This window comes from Nocardia sp. IBHARD005, assembly GCF_052814245.1.
The window spans coordinates 2,039,020-2,051,908 of record NZ_CP199935.1 but is presented as its reverse complement, the minus strand read 5'-3'; the positions used below and the strand labels follow the sequence as shown (position 1 = coordinate 2,051,908).

Here is a 12,889-nt window from a genome sequence, read left to right as displayed (position 1 = left end):
CCGCCGGAACCTTCCGGCGGGCTCTCTTCGTCACCGGGGACGTTCGTGGTGTCGGCGGTCAGCGGGTTCTAGCGATGAATTCGCCGAGGACGGAGACGAACTCGTCCGGCTGCTCGACCTGGGGCGAGTGGCCCGCGTGTTCGACGAGATGGGTGTCGGCGCCCGCGGCGGCGAAGCGGGCGAGGGTCGCGCGGAAGTCACCGACCAGCGCGTCGGCCACCCTAATCGGCGCGGGCGCCAGCGTTCCCGGCATTTCGCGCACGGCCGGTTCGAAGAGGCTCTGGCCCATGCCCACCGCCCTGCTGAACGGCCTCGGCACCGCCGTCCCGCTGCTGATCGGGGTCGCGGTGGGACTGCGGTGGACGCTGCCGAAGGCCGTGCTCGCGGCGATGATGGCATTCGGTGCCGGAACGATGATCGCGGCGATGTCGGAGGAGCTCTTCGCGCCCGCCTTCCGTCGCGACGGTCCGCTGATCGCCGGTGCCGCGCTGTTCGCCGGTGCGGGGGTGTACGTGGTCGCCGACCACCTCATCGAGAATATGCTGGGACCTGCCGCGATCGGCTGGGCGTTGCTGCTGGGGACCGTGCTCGACGGCGTGCCGGAGAACCTCGCGCTCGGCGTATCCCTCAGCGGCGGAGGCGGATTGGTGTTGCTGGTCGCGATCGCGGCGGGCAATGCACCCGAGGCGCTCAGTGGGGCGGTCCTGATGCGCGAGCAGCACGGGTTCGAGACGGCCCGGACCTTCGCGCTGTGGGCGGTGACGGCCTCGGTGCTCGTCGCAGTAACCGTGCTGGGCAACGGTTTCGCGGGTTCGGTGTCGACCACGGCGATCAGCGTGGTGCAAGCCTTCGCCGGCGGCGCGACGATCGCGGTGCTGGCCGACTCGCTCATTCCCGAGGCCTACCTCGAAGGCGGCTGGCGGGTCGGGATGGCAACCGCGGCAGGATTCTTCGTCGCTTTCGCCATCGGCTGAACCATTCCGCCCGGTCGCGGCCAGAATTTCCGGACCATCCCGGTGGCAATATCGCGCCGGTTCGCATACGCTTCGCCGCGGATGAAAACGCCTCATGGAGGGACGAGTGATCACTCCGAACAGGCCGGAGGACGTAGCCGATACTCGGCACGCGGCGCCGTTGACCCAGCTGATACACCTGATGGCGGAGTATCAGCACCTCGGCGCGCACCGTGACACCTTTCTCGCCACCCCCGCCGACGACACCTTCGTGCGCGGCTGCGGCATCGTGGCGGGCTGTATCGCCACCATCGGCGTCATCGTCGGCGCTGTCGGCGCGTGGCAAGGCGGTATCACCCTGCTGGTGATCGCTGCCGCGCCGGTGCTCCTCGCACTGCGCCGGGGCGTGATCAACCGGCAGAACCGCGCCGCCCGCATCGACCTGTTCGACCACGGCGTCACCGTCTACCGATCGGGTCAGCGCGTGGCCGGATTCCGTTGGGACAGCACCGAAGTGCGTCAGCACTCGATCCCCTTCCACGACACCACCCCGGTCACCTACCTGCTGGAACTATCGGGCCCCGGCGGTGTCGAGGCGACCATCGACGAAGAGGGTTTCGCCCGCGCCCGCGAATGGGCCCGCGCCATCCAATCCGCCGTCACCGCAACCCAACTCCCCGCCGCGGTAGCCGCCATCGACAACGGCGAAACCGTCCCCTTCGGCGACCTCGCCCTCTCCCTCGACGCGCTCACCTTCCGCGCGGAAGCCCTGTCCTGGGAAGACATCCAGCTCATCGACGCCCGCAGCGGCCACATCCGCATCAAACTCTCCGGCATGTGGATGTCGCTGGCCCCCGTCGGCACCATCCCCAACTTCTACATCTTCAACGAGTTGGCAGAGCGATTGCGCCTCACCCCGGTCGGCTAGTTCGCGGACCTGGTTCGAAGCCGGTTGGTCGCCTTACTTGCGACGGTCGGTCTGCTTCGGATGGCCTGTACCTGCGTGAGTGATCCACAGGGTTCGCGTCTCGTCGTCGACGGCGTACCAGATCCGACCGCCACCAGTCACCTCGAATTGCCACTGTTCATACACGGATCCATCGACCTTGACTCGGCTCAAGTCGTACTTCAAAGGATGCTGCCGCGAAGGGTCATCCCGACAGCGTGGGTCTGCCGTGATCGCAAGCCAGGCACGGTCGGCGTTGGACTGCGCCTGGCTCACCAGTTGGGCCCAGCCCTTGGCCGCCCGCAGGTCGACAGCTCGGACGACCCATCCCGTCGGGCGGCGGATCTCGTCGCCTCGCCGGAGCTCAGGCATTCCCACCGCCGGGGCGCAGCACTGGTATCGAATCCTCCGTGCTGAACGGGCCGCGCAGCCGACGGGCCAGCTCCGGGTCGGAATAGATCTCGGCGGTCGACTGCCACTCCCGTAACGCCCGCGAAAACGGTAGTAGCAGGCCGGTTTCGGCACCTGCCAAGAGGTGGTCGAGGAGCTCGCTGATGCATTCGGGACGCGCTTCGGCCGGCAGCCAAGTCAGCCACGGGAGCTCTTCGGCGAAGACTTCTTCCGCGAGCGGCCGGTTCGCCTTCGCGATGATCGCGAGTGAGCGGGCGGCAAGCCCGAGGCCCTTCACCATTGCCTCGAACCGCTCCGACCGCATCAGCACCAGATTCTCGGCATCACGGCGCTCGAGGATGACATCGGCGTCGGCGAGCGCGGGGAAAACGCTGGTCTGCTTGTTGATCAGCGTCGAGAACGGGAAGGTGCGAGTAGCCATGCCACCAGCGTACCGCTTAGTTCGAAACTAGTTCAGTGAATGCCGCTCGAAACCCTCAGTCCCTTTTCATGACGAAGGCCGGTCCACCGTGTGGTGGACCGGCCTTCGTGACTTGCGGGAACTAGCTGATCAGCGGATCAGAAGTCCATGCCGCCCATGCCGCCGGTGGGGTCGCCCGCGGGGGCGGACTTCTCCGGCTTGTCGGCGACTACTGCCTCGGTGGTGAGGAAGAGCGCAGCGATGGAGGCCGCGTTCTGCAGAGCCGAGCGGGTGACCTTGACCGGGTCGGCAACGCCGGCGGCCAGCAGGTTCTCGTAGACACCGGTGTCGGCGTTCAGGCCTTCGCCCTCAGGGAGGTTGGAGACCTTCTCGGCCACGACGCCGGGCTCGAGGCCCGCGTTGAAGGCGATCTGCTTGAGCGGAGCCGACAGCGCGACGCGCACGATGTTGACACCGGTCGCCTCGTCAGCGGTCAGACCGCTGAAGCCGTCGAGCGCGGGGGCGGCCTGCAGCAGCGCGACGCCACCACCGGCAACGATGCCCTCTTCGACGGCGGCCTTGGCGTTGCGCACGGCATCTTCGATGCGGTGCTTGCGCTCCTTGAGCTCGACCTCGGTAGCGGCACCGGCCTTGATCACCGCAACGCCGCCGGCCAGCTTGGCCAGACGTTCCTGCAGCTTCTCACGGTCGTAGTCCGAGTCCGAACCCTCGATCTCGGCGCGGATCTGCGCCACGCGGCCCTTGATGGCCTCCGCGTCGCCCGCACCCTCGACGATGGTGGTCTCGTCCTTGGTGATGACGACCTTGCGCGCGGTGCCGAGCAGCTCGATGCCCGCGGTCTCCAGGGAGAGGCCGACCTCTTCGCTGATGACCTCACCACCGGTGAGGATGGCGATATCGGCCAGCTGGGCCTTGCGACGGTCACCGAAGCCAGGCGCCTTGACGGCGACGGACTTGAAGGTGCCACGGATCTTGTTCACGACCAGGGTCGAGAGGGCTTCGCCCTCGACGTCCTCGGCGATGATCAGCAGCGGCTTGCCGGCCTGGATGACCTTCTCCAGCAGCGGCAGCAGGTCCTTGACGGTCGAGATCTTCGACGACACCAGCAGGATGTACGGGTCCTCGAGGACCGCTTCCTGACGCTCGGGGTCGGTGACGAAGTAACCGGAGATGTAGCCCTTGTCGAAGCGCATACCCTCGGTCAGCTCCAGCTGGAGCCCGAAGGTGTTGCTCTCCTCGACGGTGATGACACCTTCCTTGCCGACCTTGTCCATCGCCTCGGCGATGAGCTCGCCGATGGCCGAGTCACCGGCGGAGATGCCCGCGGTAGCAGCGATCTGCTCCTTGGTGTCGATCTCCCGTGCGGTCTCGAGCAGGCGAGCGGTGACGGCCTCGACGGCCTTCTCGATGCCACGCTTGAGGCCGAGCGGGTTCGCGCCGGCCGCGACGTTGCGCAGCCCTTCACGCACGAGCGCCTGGGCGAGCACGGTGGCGGTGGTCGTACCGTCGCCGGCGACGTCGTCGGTCTTCTTGGCGACTTCCTTGACCAGCTCGGCGCCGATCTTCTCGTACGGGTCCTCGAGGTCGATCTCCTTGGCGATGGAAACACCATCGTTGGTGATCGTGGGGGCGCCCCACTTCTTCTCGAGCACGACGTTGCGACCCTTCGGGCCCAGCGTCACCTTGACAGCGTCGGCGAGGGCGTTCAGACCCCGCTCGAGACCGCGACGGGCCTCTTCGTCGTACGCAATTGTCTTGGCCATTGCGTTGAGATCCTCCACATGTCTATGGCTGACACACGAGACGACCACAGTTTGGATCGCCCCACAGTTACGCTGGCCAGGTGCGGTGCCCGCGACGGACGACCGAGGGTGTCGATGGAACCCGATCTCACCACCCCGACCTGGCACTCAACAGTCACGAGTGCCAAAGCCATTTTTAGCACTCGGGTGACGAGAGTGCAAGGTCGCGCCCGGCACGCAGAACGCACCGGGCGCGCGCACCCGCTCAGGCCTCGTCTTGCACGGAAGCCAGGAACTGATTCAGCAGCTCGACGAGCTCAGCTTCGACGACGGCCTTGTCAAGGCCCAGACCGCTGAGCACGCCCGCGCCGTTCTCCTGTTCCAGCAGAGCCAGCAGGATGTGCTCGGTGCCGATGTAGTTGTGGCCGAGGCGCAGCGCCTCGCGAAAGGTGAGCTCGAGAACCTTCTTCGTGTCACCGTCGAACGGGATGAGAGCGGGCACGTCACCGTCGGCGGCGGGTAGCGCGGCGGTCGCCGCATCGCGCACCGCGTCCAGCGTGACACCCCTGGCGACGATTTCCCGTGCGGCCAGCCCCTCGGACTGGCCGATCAGGCCGAGGATCAGATGTCCAAGCGCGATCCGGCTGCTCCCCGAGGCGCGGGCGGCTTCCTGAGAGCCGACGACCACCTGCCGGGCGCGGTCGGTGAACTTGGCGAAGCCTGCCTGCGGGTCCATGGCGGCGGTGTCGCTCGGCCCCTTCGGCACGAACCGTTTCTGGACGGCCTGCTTGCTGACACCCATGCTGGAGCCGATGTCGGTCCAGGAGGCGCCGGAACGGCGAGCCTGGTCGACGAAGTGGCCGATCAGGTGGTCGGCCGTCTCACCGAGGTGATTGGCGGCGACCACGGCGTCGGAGAGCTGGTCGAGGACGTTGTCGGGGCGGGCCTTCTTGATGCCGTCGATGAGGTCGTCGAGGCGGAAGTTCGGAGTGCTCATGCGTCAACTGTAGGTTGACGATACAGGATCGTCAACGGTTGGTTGACGGTCAATTCCTGGCAGAGTGGCGCCATGGGGAGAATCCGGCGCTGGGCGCCGCGCGTTGTGGGGATTGTCGTGACCTTGGCGTGCCTGGTCGGCGCCGGACGGCTGCTGTGGCCGCAGCCGGGGCTCGACGAGCAGCCAGGGGCGACCACGCGGCAGTTGGCATTCGTGCGTGACCAGCTCGACGAGGGGTCGGATACGGCTGCGCAAGAACTGTTTCCAGAGGGGTACGTCTTTTCGAACGTGCTCTACGGTCTCGCCTGGGTGCAGGCCGCGCACACCGATTCAGCACTGCGCGATGACGCGCTGCGGGAATCACGGTGGGCGCTGGCACGATTGGAGTCCGACGAGGGTCGCGCGGTTTTCAGCCCTCGGTTGCAACCCGCGTACGGGGTCTTCTGGGCGGGGTGGACCAACTGGTTACGTGGGGCGATCTTGTCGCTCGACAGCACCGATACCGCAGAGGTACAACGCTTTTCCACGCACAGCACCGAAATAGCGCAGGCATTCTCCGCAGCTGAAACGCCGTTTCTCCAGGCATACCAGCACCAAGCTTGGCCGGTGGACTCCACGGTAGCCATGGCATCGCTTCGATTGCACGACAAACTGTTCGATACGAAGTACACGACGGTGATCGATCGATGGCTCGTGCAGGCGAAAGCACGACTCGACCCCGCCACCGGGTTACTACCGCATCAGGTTTCACCAGCCGACGGATCGATGATGACCGGCGCACGGGCAACCTCACAGACGGCGATCCATCGGTTCCTGCCCGAGATCGATCCCGCCTTCGCCAAGAGCCAATACTCGCGCTACCGCGAGCAATTCGTCGCTTACCCCGGCGGCTTCGGGCCTGCCGTTCGTGAATACCCGAGGGGGGTCGAAGGCAGTGGCGATGTCGACTCGGGACCGCTGATCGCCGGTGTCAGCCTTTCCGCCACGGTGGTCGCCCAAGGTGCCGCCCGCGTGAACGGCGATCGCGCCTTGGCGGCCGCGATCGGCGCCGAAGGCGAATTGCTCGGACTACCGCTCAGCCTGCCCGGTTCCAAGCGGTATGCCTTCGGCCTGATGCCGATCGGGGACGCGTTCGTGGCGTGGTCGTCGACCGCCCGGTCACTGACCGAGCCGACGACGGCGCTCGAACCGGATTTGCGCTGGTGGTGGCGGCTTCCATGGCTGGGCATACTCACCCTGATGGCTATCGCACCCTGGGCATGGACGTTGGCCGGCTGTGCTCGACGCCGGTGGAGTGCGCCGGAAACCGTCACGGGCTGACGCCGAGCGGACTGCCGCCAACCCGGCGTAATCGTGCAAAACGCGGCCAGCCAGTCAGTATTCTGATTCCACGAGGCCCGATTGCACGATTACGCCAGTCCGACCGGACTATCGCAGACCAACCGTGAAGGCAGTGCCGCGCACGATCAGTTCCTTCAGCAGCACACCGATTCGACCGGTGAACACCCTGTTCGTCGGGGTGTCGTCGGCCTTGACGAGCTGCAGCACCGCGTCGTTTCGGCCGAGGCTGATGCACTGGGCGACATAGCGACCCTCCATCGGCTCGGGTTCACGACCGCGCGCCCGCGCGGTGATCGCCCCGACGACATACTGCCCGGCGGGAATCGCTGTCGCACAAGCCATTCGCAGCGGGCGGCCGTCCACCCCGGTCATCAGTGCGGCGTCGCCGACGGCGTAGATGTCGGGGTGCGATACCGAGCGCAGTGTGTCGTCGGTGCGGATGCGACCGTCGGCGGCGACCTCGAGGCCGGCCCGCCGAGCCAGGTCGGGGACGGTGAAACCGGTGGTCCAGACGGTGGTGGCGGCGGGCACCAGGGTCCCGTCGGTGAGCCGGACAGCATCGGGCAGCACCTCGACAACCTTGACGCCGGAAAGGATTTCGACGCCGAGACGGGTGAGCGCGGCGCGGATCGCCTGGTGTGCGCGTGGTGAGAGCCAGGCACCGGGATCTTCGATTCCGAGCAGGCTGATCCGCGAATCCGGGTGCGACTCAGCGAGTTCGGTGGCCAGTTCGATACCGGTCGGGCCCGATCCGACGATGACGATCTGACCCGACAGCTCCGTCAGGTCTTCGGCGGTGGCGACGAACTTCGCGTGCTCGGCGGCACCGGGCACGGCGTTGCGGTCGGCCTGGCTGCCGAGCGCGTAGACGAGGGTGTCGTAGTGCAGCGTCCACTCACCGTCGATGGCCACGATCTTGCGGTCCGGGTCCAGATCGGTGGCCCGCGCCTGGATGAACTCGATGCCCTTGCGTTCCAGCGACTTCCGCAGGTCGAGCCGCTTGACCGGCTGGCCGGCGGCGGCCTGGTGCAACCGCACTCGTTGCACGAATTCGGCGCGGCCGTCCACGACGGTGATCTGGGTGTCGCGAGTCTTCTTCGCGAGGGCGCGGGCCGCGGTGAGTCCCGCGTACCCGGCGCCGAGGACGACGATCCGATGCTGACCGGTCATGATGTGGCTCCTTCTCCCGAAATGCCGACACACACCAGACCGATCAGCAGCCGAGTTCCTGACAGGTTGTCGTCGTGATCTGGCTCACACCGTTACGGCGCTCAATTTGCCCGGGTTCACGACCGTGCGAACCGCCGCGATCGAACCCGCTTCGTCGAAGTCGAAAACGAGCACGCCCGCCGGGACCTCGTCCTGGAGCAGGATCAGACCCACGTCGCCATTGATCTCGGCGAACTCGAACCGCGACGTCGGACTCAGGAAGCGCCGCAGGTTGGACAGGTAGCGCGCGACCACATCGCCGCCGACCACCGGGATCTTGGCCGCGACAACCCGGCCGCCACCATCGGCGACCGACACCACATCGTCGGCGAGCAATTCGCGCAGACCGCCCACATCGCCGGTCGAGGCCGCCTGCAGGAACTTCTCGATCATCGTGCGCGCATGCTCGGCCGACACCACATACCGCTGTTTGCCGGTGCGCACCCGCTGACCGGCCCGATGGAATACCTGCTGGGTGTTGGCCTCGGTGAGATCGAGCATCTGCGCGATCTCGGCATGCGGGTAGCCGAAGGCCTCGCGCAGCACGAACACCGCGCGCTCGATCGGGCTGAGCCGTTCCATCGCGGTGAGCACGGCCAGGGAGACCGACTCGCGTTCCTCGACGGTCCCCAGCGGACCGAGCGCGCCCGCGCCGGTCGGCACCGGCTCGGGCAGCCACTGACCGACATAGGTTTCGCGTCGGGCACGGGCCGAAACAAGCTGGGTACGACACAGATTCACGGTGACGGTGGTCAACCACGCTTCGGCATTGGCGATCTCGCCGCGGTCGGCCAGCGCCCACCGCAGATAGACCTCCTGCACAACGTCCTCGGCCTCGCTCGCCGCACCGAACATGCGATATGCCAGCGAGAACAGCCGCTGACGATGCTCCATGAACTGGGCGACGCCGTCGGATTCCACTTATTGCCCCTTTGCCCCGCTGATTCAGTGCCGCAACGGTACCGCCGCACTCCCCGACGATCACCGCGATGTGGGCGCCGTCTCGCGCGGCGGCCCGACGCCGACGGTGGCTCGGACCGGCGAGTTGATCAAGATCCGGCTACCGAGAACTCCGGCGTAGGGCGGGCGGCACGGCGGGCGCTGCCGGCACGACATCGGCGCGGTTCGTACGGCGGAACCTAGTTGTCGTTGCGCGGACGACGCAGACGCAACCGCGCCGATCCACGAATAGCCGGTCGGCGAATCGCGGGCATCCGCCGCTGCGCACGCCGTTGCGCGCGCCGCTCAGCGGGCTTGTGCTGCCAGGTCTCGGGCCGGGCAGCCACCCAGCGGGCCGACCGCCAGGCGAACGGGATGTGCGCCAGATACAGCGCGACCAAGATCAGCAGCAGCACGATCGGGTAGGTCACCAGCAGCGCGGCAGCCAACGCGGTCAGGACCAGCAGACCCGCTGCGGCCTGCGGGGCGACAGAGACGGACTTCATCGCCAGGGTCGGGATCGTGCTCACGCACAGCAGCGCCGCGAAGACCGTCCAGGCGGCGACGAACGCGAAACCGTCCCACCAGCCGTCGCCGAACTGCACCTTCAACGCGATCGGCACCAGCGCGATCAACGCACCGGCGGGCGCAGGCACACCGACGAAGTACTCACGCGCCCAGTTCGGGCGGGAATCGTCGTCGAGCAGGGTGTTGAAGCGGGCCAGGCGCAAGACCAGACTCACCGCGAACAGCAGCGCGACGATCCAGCCCGCGCTGTAGCCGTCGAGCAGGGTGACGTAGATGACCAGCGCGGGCGCCACGCCGAAGGAGATCGCGTCCGACAGCGAATCGAGCTCGGCACCCATCTTGGAGGTGGCGTCGAGCATGCGCGCGAGCCGGCCGTCGAGGGTGTCGAGCACGGCGGCCGCGCCGACCATCGCCAACGAGATAGCGAGCTCGCCGTCGAGCCCGAACTTCACCGCCGACAGGCCCGCACACAGCGCGAGGATGGTGACAACGCTCGGCAGCAGCCGTACCGAACGAGGACGCTTACGAGCCTGTTCGATCATCCCAGCACAGCCAGAACGGTCTCTGCCCCGATCGTGCGCTGCCCGGGGGCGACCAGCAGTTCGGTGCCGACCGGGAAGTACGTGTCGACGCGGGACCCGAACCGGATCAGGCCGTAGGTGTCGCCGATGGTGAGCAGGTCACCGCCGCGGGCATCGCAGACGATGCGCCGGGCCAGCAGACCGGCGATCTGCACCACGACGACCTGCTGACCGTCGGCGGTGTCGATGACCATGCTGTTGCGTTCGTTGGCATCGGAGGCCTCCGGCAGATCGGCCGAGAGGAACTTGCCCGGCTGATGAAGCACCTCGCGCACGGTTCCGGACACCGGAACGCGCTGCACGTGCACATCGAGCACCGACAGGAAGATGCTGACGCGCGGCAACGGCTGATCGCCGAGTCCGAGCTCGACGGGCGGCACCGCGGTGTCGACCAGCGCCACTTCACCGTCGGCGGGCGCGACCACGATGCCCGGCCGGTTCGGCGGCACGCGATGCGGGTGCCGGAAGAAGGCGGCGCAGGCGGCGGCAGCGGTCAGACCGGCCCGACGCACCCATTTATTGCGTCCGCCGACGACTGCCACCGCCAACGGCACCGCGACGAACGGCAGTCCGGCGGGATGAAGCGGGGGTACAGCGGCCCGAACCAGGTCGACGACATGGCCGACGGCGGTGGTATCGGGCGTGCCGGACGGGGTGGGGCGGCGTGCCACGGGCTCCCTCTTTCGTGTGATGACTACAAGCGATCACACCTTACGGGAAGCCCGGGGCAAGCACCCGTGGTCAGTGGACCGATTTACGCCCGGTGAACAGCTTCACCAGATACAACAGCACGCAGGCGCCCACCAGGCAGGTGAGGAAACTGAAAATCCAGCCCGCGCCTTCGACATCGACGCCGAACAGGCTCAGCAGGAAACCGCCGAGCAGACCGCCGATGACCCCGACGACGATATTGAGCAGGATGCCCTGCTGTGCGTCGGTCTTCATGAACTTGCTCGCTATCCAACCGGCGAGACCGCCGATGATGATCCAACTGATGATGCCGAGTCCGAGCATGATGTCCTCGATCCCTCGATGGGTCGGCGAGCAATCGCCTTCTCCACAAGATACCCCCGGCGATCTTGTGACAATCGACACTCAGATCACAATCTGACGCGCTAATATGAGGAAGCCTCATGTCTCAGCGTTCACATGGTGTCCACGCACGGGTCACGGGCGATGAGGGACAGATTTCGATGCCTCAGGTACACCCAGCGGTGCTGCCGCAGGTTGACAGGTACATAGGAGACACACAATGGCTGCTCGAATCGCCCAGACGACGGGTGCTGAGCACACCGCGATCCTCGGATTGGGTGTCTACCGCCCAGCTCGGGTGGTCACCAACGACGAGGTCGCCGGGCCGATCAACTCCAGCGACGAGTGGATCCGCACCCGATCGGGCATCAACACCCGGCGCTTCGCCTCGGCCGAGGAAACCATCCAATCCATGAGTGTCGCCGCCGCGCGCGACGCGATCGCCGCCGCGGGCGTGCAGGTCGACCAGATCGACTGCGTCATCGTGGCGACGTCGACGAATCTGGTGCTCACCCCCTCCATAGGCCCCCGCATCGCCACCGACCTCGGCATGACCGGCGCGGCCGCCTTCGACATCGCGGCGGGCTGCGCCGGGTTCTGCCACGCGGTCGGCCTGGCATCGGACCTGGTCCGCGCGGGCACCTCGAACCACGTGCTGGTGGTCGGCGTCGAAAAACTCACCGAGACGATCGATTTCACCGACCGTTCGACGGCGTTCCTGTTCGCCGACGGCGCGGGTGCGGTGGTGGTCGGCCCGTCGGCCGAGCAGGGCATCGGCCCGACCGCCTGGGGTTCGGACGGCACCCAGCACCACGCCATCCGCCAGTCGAAGGACTGGGCGGAGTTCTTCGCCGAGATCGGGGAGAAGGGCACCGACGCGGTGCGCCCCTACCTCACGATGGAGGGCACGGCGGTGTTCCGCTGGGCCGCGCACTCACTGGAGAAGGTCTGCCGCGAGGCGATCGACCGCGCGGGCCTGACCACCGGCGACCTCGATGCGATGATCCCGCACCAGGCCAACGGCCGGATCATCGAGATCATGGCCAGGGTGCTCGAGCTACCGGAGCACTGCGCGCTAGCCAACGACATCGAGGATTCCGGCAACACCTCGGCAGCATCGGTCCCGCTCGCGATGGAGGCGCTGCTGCGCAAGGGCGAATCGAAGCCGGGCGACACCGCACTGCTGATCGCCTTCGGTGCCGGGCTGTCCTATGCGGCACAGATTGTCACCATGCCCGCCTGGAAATAGCCGATCAGCAAAATGCCCGCAAAACCGGGGTGGCCTGCCCCGAAGCAGGCCGCCGACCGGTGGGCTCGCCGTGTCCACCTTGTCCAGCTTGCACCACCTCGGACATGCTGGCAAACTTTTCGCTACCGACTTTTGCTGATCGACGAAGCTCAGCCTCCAGCGTTTCCGTCGTCAAACCCGAGGTGATCGGCCGTGAAACTGCGCTCACTCCTGCCACGCAGGCACATCAACGAGGTCCCGCTCCTGCCGGGACCGGACGACGCTTTCGCGCTCCCCAGCGCGCTCGTGCCGCGCGGCACCCGTCTCAAACGCGAGGAACGCCTCGAACGCCTCCTCACCCCCACCGAACTCGACTTGGTGCTCCATCACCAGCTATAGCCCCACCTGACCGGTAACCACGGTATGTCTCTTTACAAGGGGCCCGCCCCGATCTGGACTGACCGGAGGGTGCGACGAAGGAGTACCCGGAGGGAGGGAAGATCGGGGGCCCGAAGGGCCCCGCTCGAGCGCGCCAGCGCTCCAAAAACAGGGATACTCGAA

General features: G+C 66.9%; 14 protein-coding genes. 5 read left to right on the top strand and 9 right to left on the bottom strand.

Features of this window, described 5'->3' with window-relative positions; translation table 11 throughout:
• Nucleotides 1-58 precede the first annotated feature (58 nt).
• Nucleotides 59-289 (bottom strand): alpha/beta fold hydrolase, encoded by a 231-nt coding sequence (locus ACTWPB_RS09665; RefSeq protein ID WP_446225330.1) that lies wholly within the window; start codon nt 287-289, stop codon nt 59-61.
• Here ACTWPB_RS09665 and ACTWPB_RS09660 point away from each other — a divergent pair.
• On the top strand, nt 288-974 hold the full coding sequence (locus tag ACTWPB_RS09660; protein WP_446225329.1) for a ZIP family metal transporter: 687 nt from the start codon (nt 288-290) through the stop codon (nt 972-974). The genes ACTWPB_RS09665 and ACTWPB_RS09660 overlap by 2 nt on opposite strands.
• A 106-nt stretch (nt 975-1,080) precedes the next feature.
• On the top strand, nt 1,081-1,881 hold the full coding sequence (locus ACTWPB_RS09655; protein WP_446225328.1) for a DUF6585 family protein: 801 nt from the start codon (nt 1,081-1,083) through the stop codon (nt 1,879-1,881).
• Nucleotides 1,882-2,263: 382 nt separating this feature from the next.
• On the opposite strand, the gene ACTWPB_RS09650 is transcribed toward ACTWPB_RS09655, so the two are convergent.
• From ACTWPB_RS09650 to ACTWPB_RS09640, 3 genes are all read right to left on the bottom strand, one after another.
• On the bottom strand, nt 2,264-2,731 hold the full coding sequence (locus ACTWPB_RS09650; protein ID WP_446225327.1) for a hypothetical protein: 468 nt from the start codon (nt 2,729-2,731) through the stop codon (nt 2,264-2,266).
• Nucleotides 2,732-2,868: 137 nt separating this feature from the next.
• Entirely contained in the window at nt 2,869-4,494 is a 1,626-nt protein-coding gene (gene groL, locus ACTWPB_RS09645) for a chaperonin GroEL (protein WP_446225326.1), read from the bottom strand.
• 244 nt (nt 4,495-4,738) lie between these two features.
• Complete coding sequence (locus tag ACTWPB_RS09640; RefSeq protein WP_446225325.1) at nt 4,739-5,470, bottom strand: Clp protease N-terminal domain-containing protein; 732 nt, start codon at nt 5,468-5,470, stop codon at nt 4,739-4,741.
• A gap of 72 nt (nt 5,471-5,542) precedes the next feature.
• On the opposite strand from ACTWPB_RS09640, the gene ACTWPB_RS09635 reads away from it, so the two are divergent.
• On the top strand, nt 5,543-6,790 hold the full coding sequence (locus ACTWPB_RS09635) for a hypothetical protein (RefSeq protein WP_446225324.1): 1,248 nt from the start codon (nt 5,543-5,545) through the stop codon (nt 6,788-6,790).
• Nucleotides 6,791-6,898: 108 nt separating this feature from the next.
• On the opposite strand, the gene ACTWPB_RS09630 is transcribed toward ACTWPB_RS09635, so the two are convergent.
• The 5 genes from ACTWPB_RS09630 to ACTWPB_RS09610 all read right to left on the bottom strand — a co-directional run bounded on the left by ACTWPB_RS09630 (nt 6,899) and on the right by ACTWPB_RS09610 (nt 11,082).
• A complete protein-coding gene (locus ACTWPB_RS09630) occupies nt 6,899-7,981 on the bottom strand; it encodes an NAD(P)/FAD-dependent oxidoreductase (RefSeq protein ID WP_446225323.1) in 1,083 nt (360 codons plus the stop codon).
• 84 nt (nt 7,982-8,065) lie between these two features.
• The gene (locus ACTWPB_RS09625; protein ID WP_446225322.1) at nt 8,066-8,941 is read right to left on the bottom strand and encodes an RNA polymerase sigma-70 factor; all 876 of its coding nucleotides are present in this window, start codon (nt 8,939-8,941) and stop codon (nt 8,066-8,068) included.
• 218 nt (nt 8,942-9,159) lie between these two features.
• On the bottom strand, nt 9,160-10,029 hold the full coding sequence (locus tag ACTWPB_RS09620; RefSeq protein WP_446225321.1) for a CDP-alcohol phosphatidyltransferase family protein: 870 nt from the start codon (nt 10,027-10,029) through the stop codon (nt 9,160-9,162).
• Nucleotides 10,026-10,739: a phosphatidylserine decarboxylase gene (locus tag ACTWPB_RS09615; RefSeq protein WP_446225320.1), complete on the bottom strand. Its 714-nt coding sequence runs from the start codon at nt 10,737-10,739 to the stop codon at nt 10,026-10,028. Before ACTWPB_RS09615 ends, ACTWPB_RS09620 begins: the two co-directional genes overlap by 4 nt.
• 70 nt (nt 10,740-10,809) lie before the next feature.
• Nucleotides 10,810-11,082 (bottom strand): GlsB/YeaQ/YmgE family stress response membrane protein, encoded by a 273-nt coding sequence (locus tag ACTWPB_RS09610; RefSeq protein WP_446225319.1) that lies wholly within the window; start codon nt 11,080-11,082, stop codon nt 10,810-10,812.
• 238 nt (nt 11,083-11,320) lie between these two features.
• Between ACTWPB_RS09610 and ACTWPB_RS09605 the strand changes: the two genes are divergently transcribed.
• Together ACTWPB_RS09605 and ACTWPB_RS09600 are read left to right on the top strand one after the other, a co-directional pair.
• Complete coding sequence (locus tag ACTWPB_RS09605) at nt 11,321-12,349, top strand: beta-ketoacyl-ACP synthase III (RefSeq protein ID WP_446225318.1); 1,029 nt, start codon at nt 11,321-11,323, stop codon at nt 12,347-12,349.
• Between the two features lie 192 nt (nt 12,350-12,541).
• Nucleotides 12,542-12,727: a hypothetical protein gene (locus tag ACTWPB_RS09600; protein ID WP_446225317.1), complete on the top strand. Its 186-nt coding sequence runs from the start codon at nt 12,542-12,544 to the stop codon at nt 12,725-12,727.
• Nucleotides 12,728-12,889 lie beyond the last annotated feature (162 nt).

Coding starts and splice junctions, on each gene's coding strand:
- ACTWPB_RS09660 (WP_446225329.1), top strand. CDS start 288: ATGCCCACCGCCCTGCTGAACGGCCTCGGCACCGCCGTCCCGCTGCTG.
- ACTWPB_RS09665 (WP_446225330.1), bottom strand. CDS start 289: ATGGGCCAGAGCCTCTTCGAACCGGCCGTGCGCGAAATGCCGGGAACG.
- ACTWPB_RS09650 (WP_446225327.1), bottom strand. CDS start 2,731: ATGGCTACTCGCACCTTCCCGTTCTCGACGCTGATCAACAAGCAGACC.
- groL (WP_446225326.1), bottom strand. CDS start 4,494: ATGGCCAAGACAATTGCGTACGACGAAGAGGCCCGTCGCGGTCTCGAG.
- ACTWPB_RS09640 (WP_446225325.1), bottom strand. CDS start 5,470: ATGAGCACTCCGAACTTCCGCCTCGACGACCTCATCGACGGCATCAAG.
- ACTWPB_RS09635 (WP_446225324.1), top strand. CDS start 5,543: ATGGGGAGAATCCGGCGCTGGGCGCCGCGCGTTGTGGGGATTGTCGTG.
- ACTWPB_RS09630 (WP_446225323.1), bottom strand. CDS start 7,981: ATGACCGGTCAGCATCGGATCGTCGTCCTCGGCGCCGGGTACGCGGGA.
- ACTWPB_RS09620 (WP_446225321.1), bottom strand. CDS start 10,029: ATGATCGAACAGGCTCGTAAGCGTCCTCGTTCGGTACGGCTGCTGCCG.
- ACTWPB_RS09610 (WP_446225319.1), bottom strand. CDS start 11,082: ATGCTCGGACTCGGCATCATCAGTTGGATCATCATCGGCGGTCTCGCC.
- ACTWPB_RS09605 (WP_446225318.1), top strand. CDS start 11,321: ATGGCTGCTCGAATCGCCCAGACGACGGGTGCTGAGCACACCGCGATC.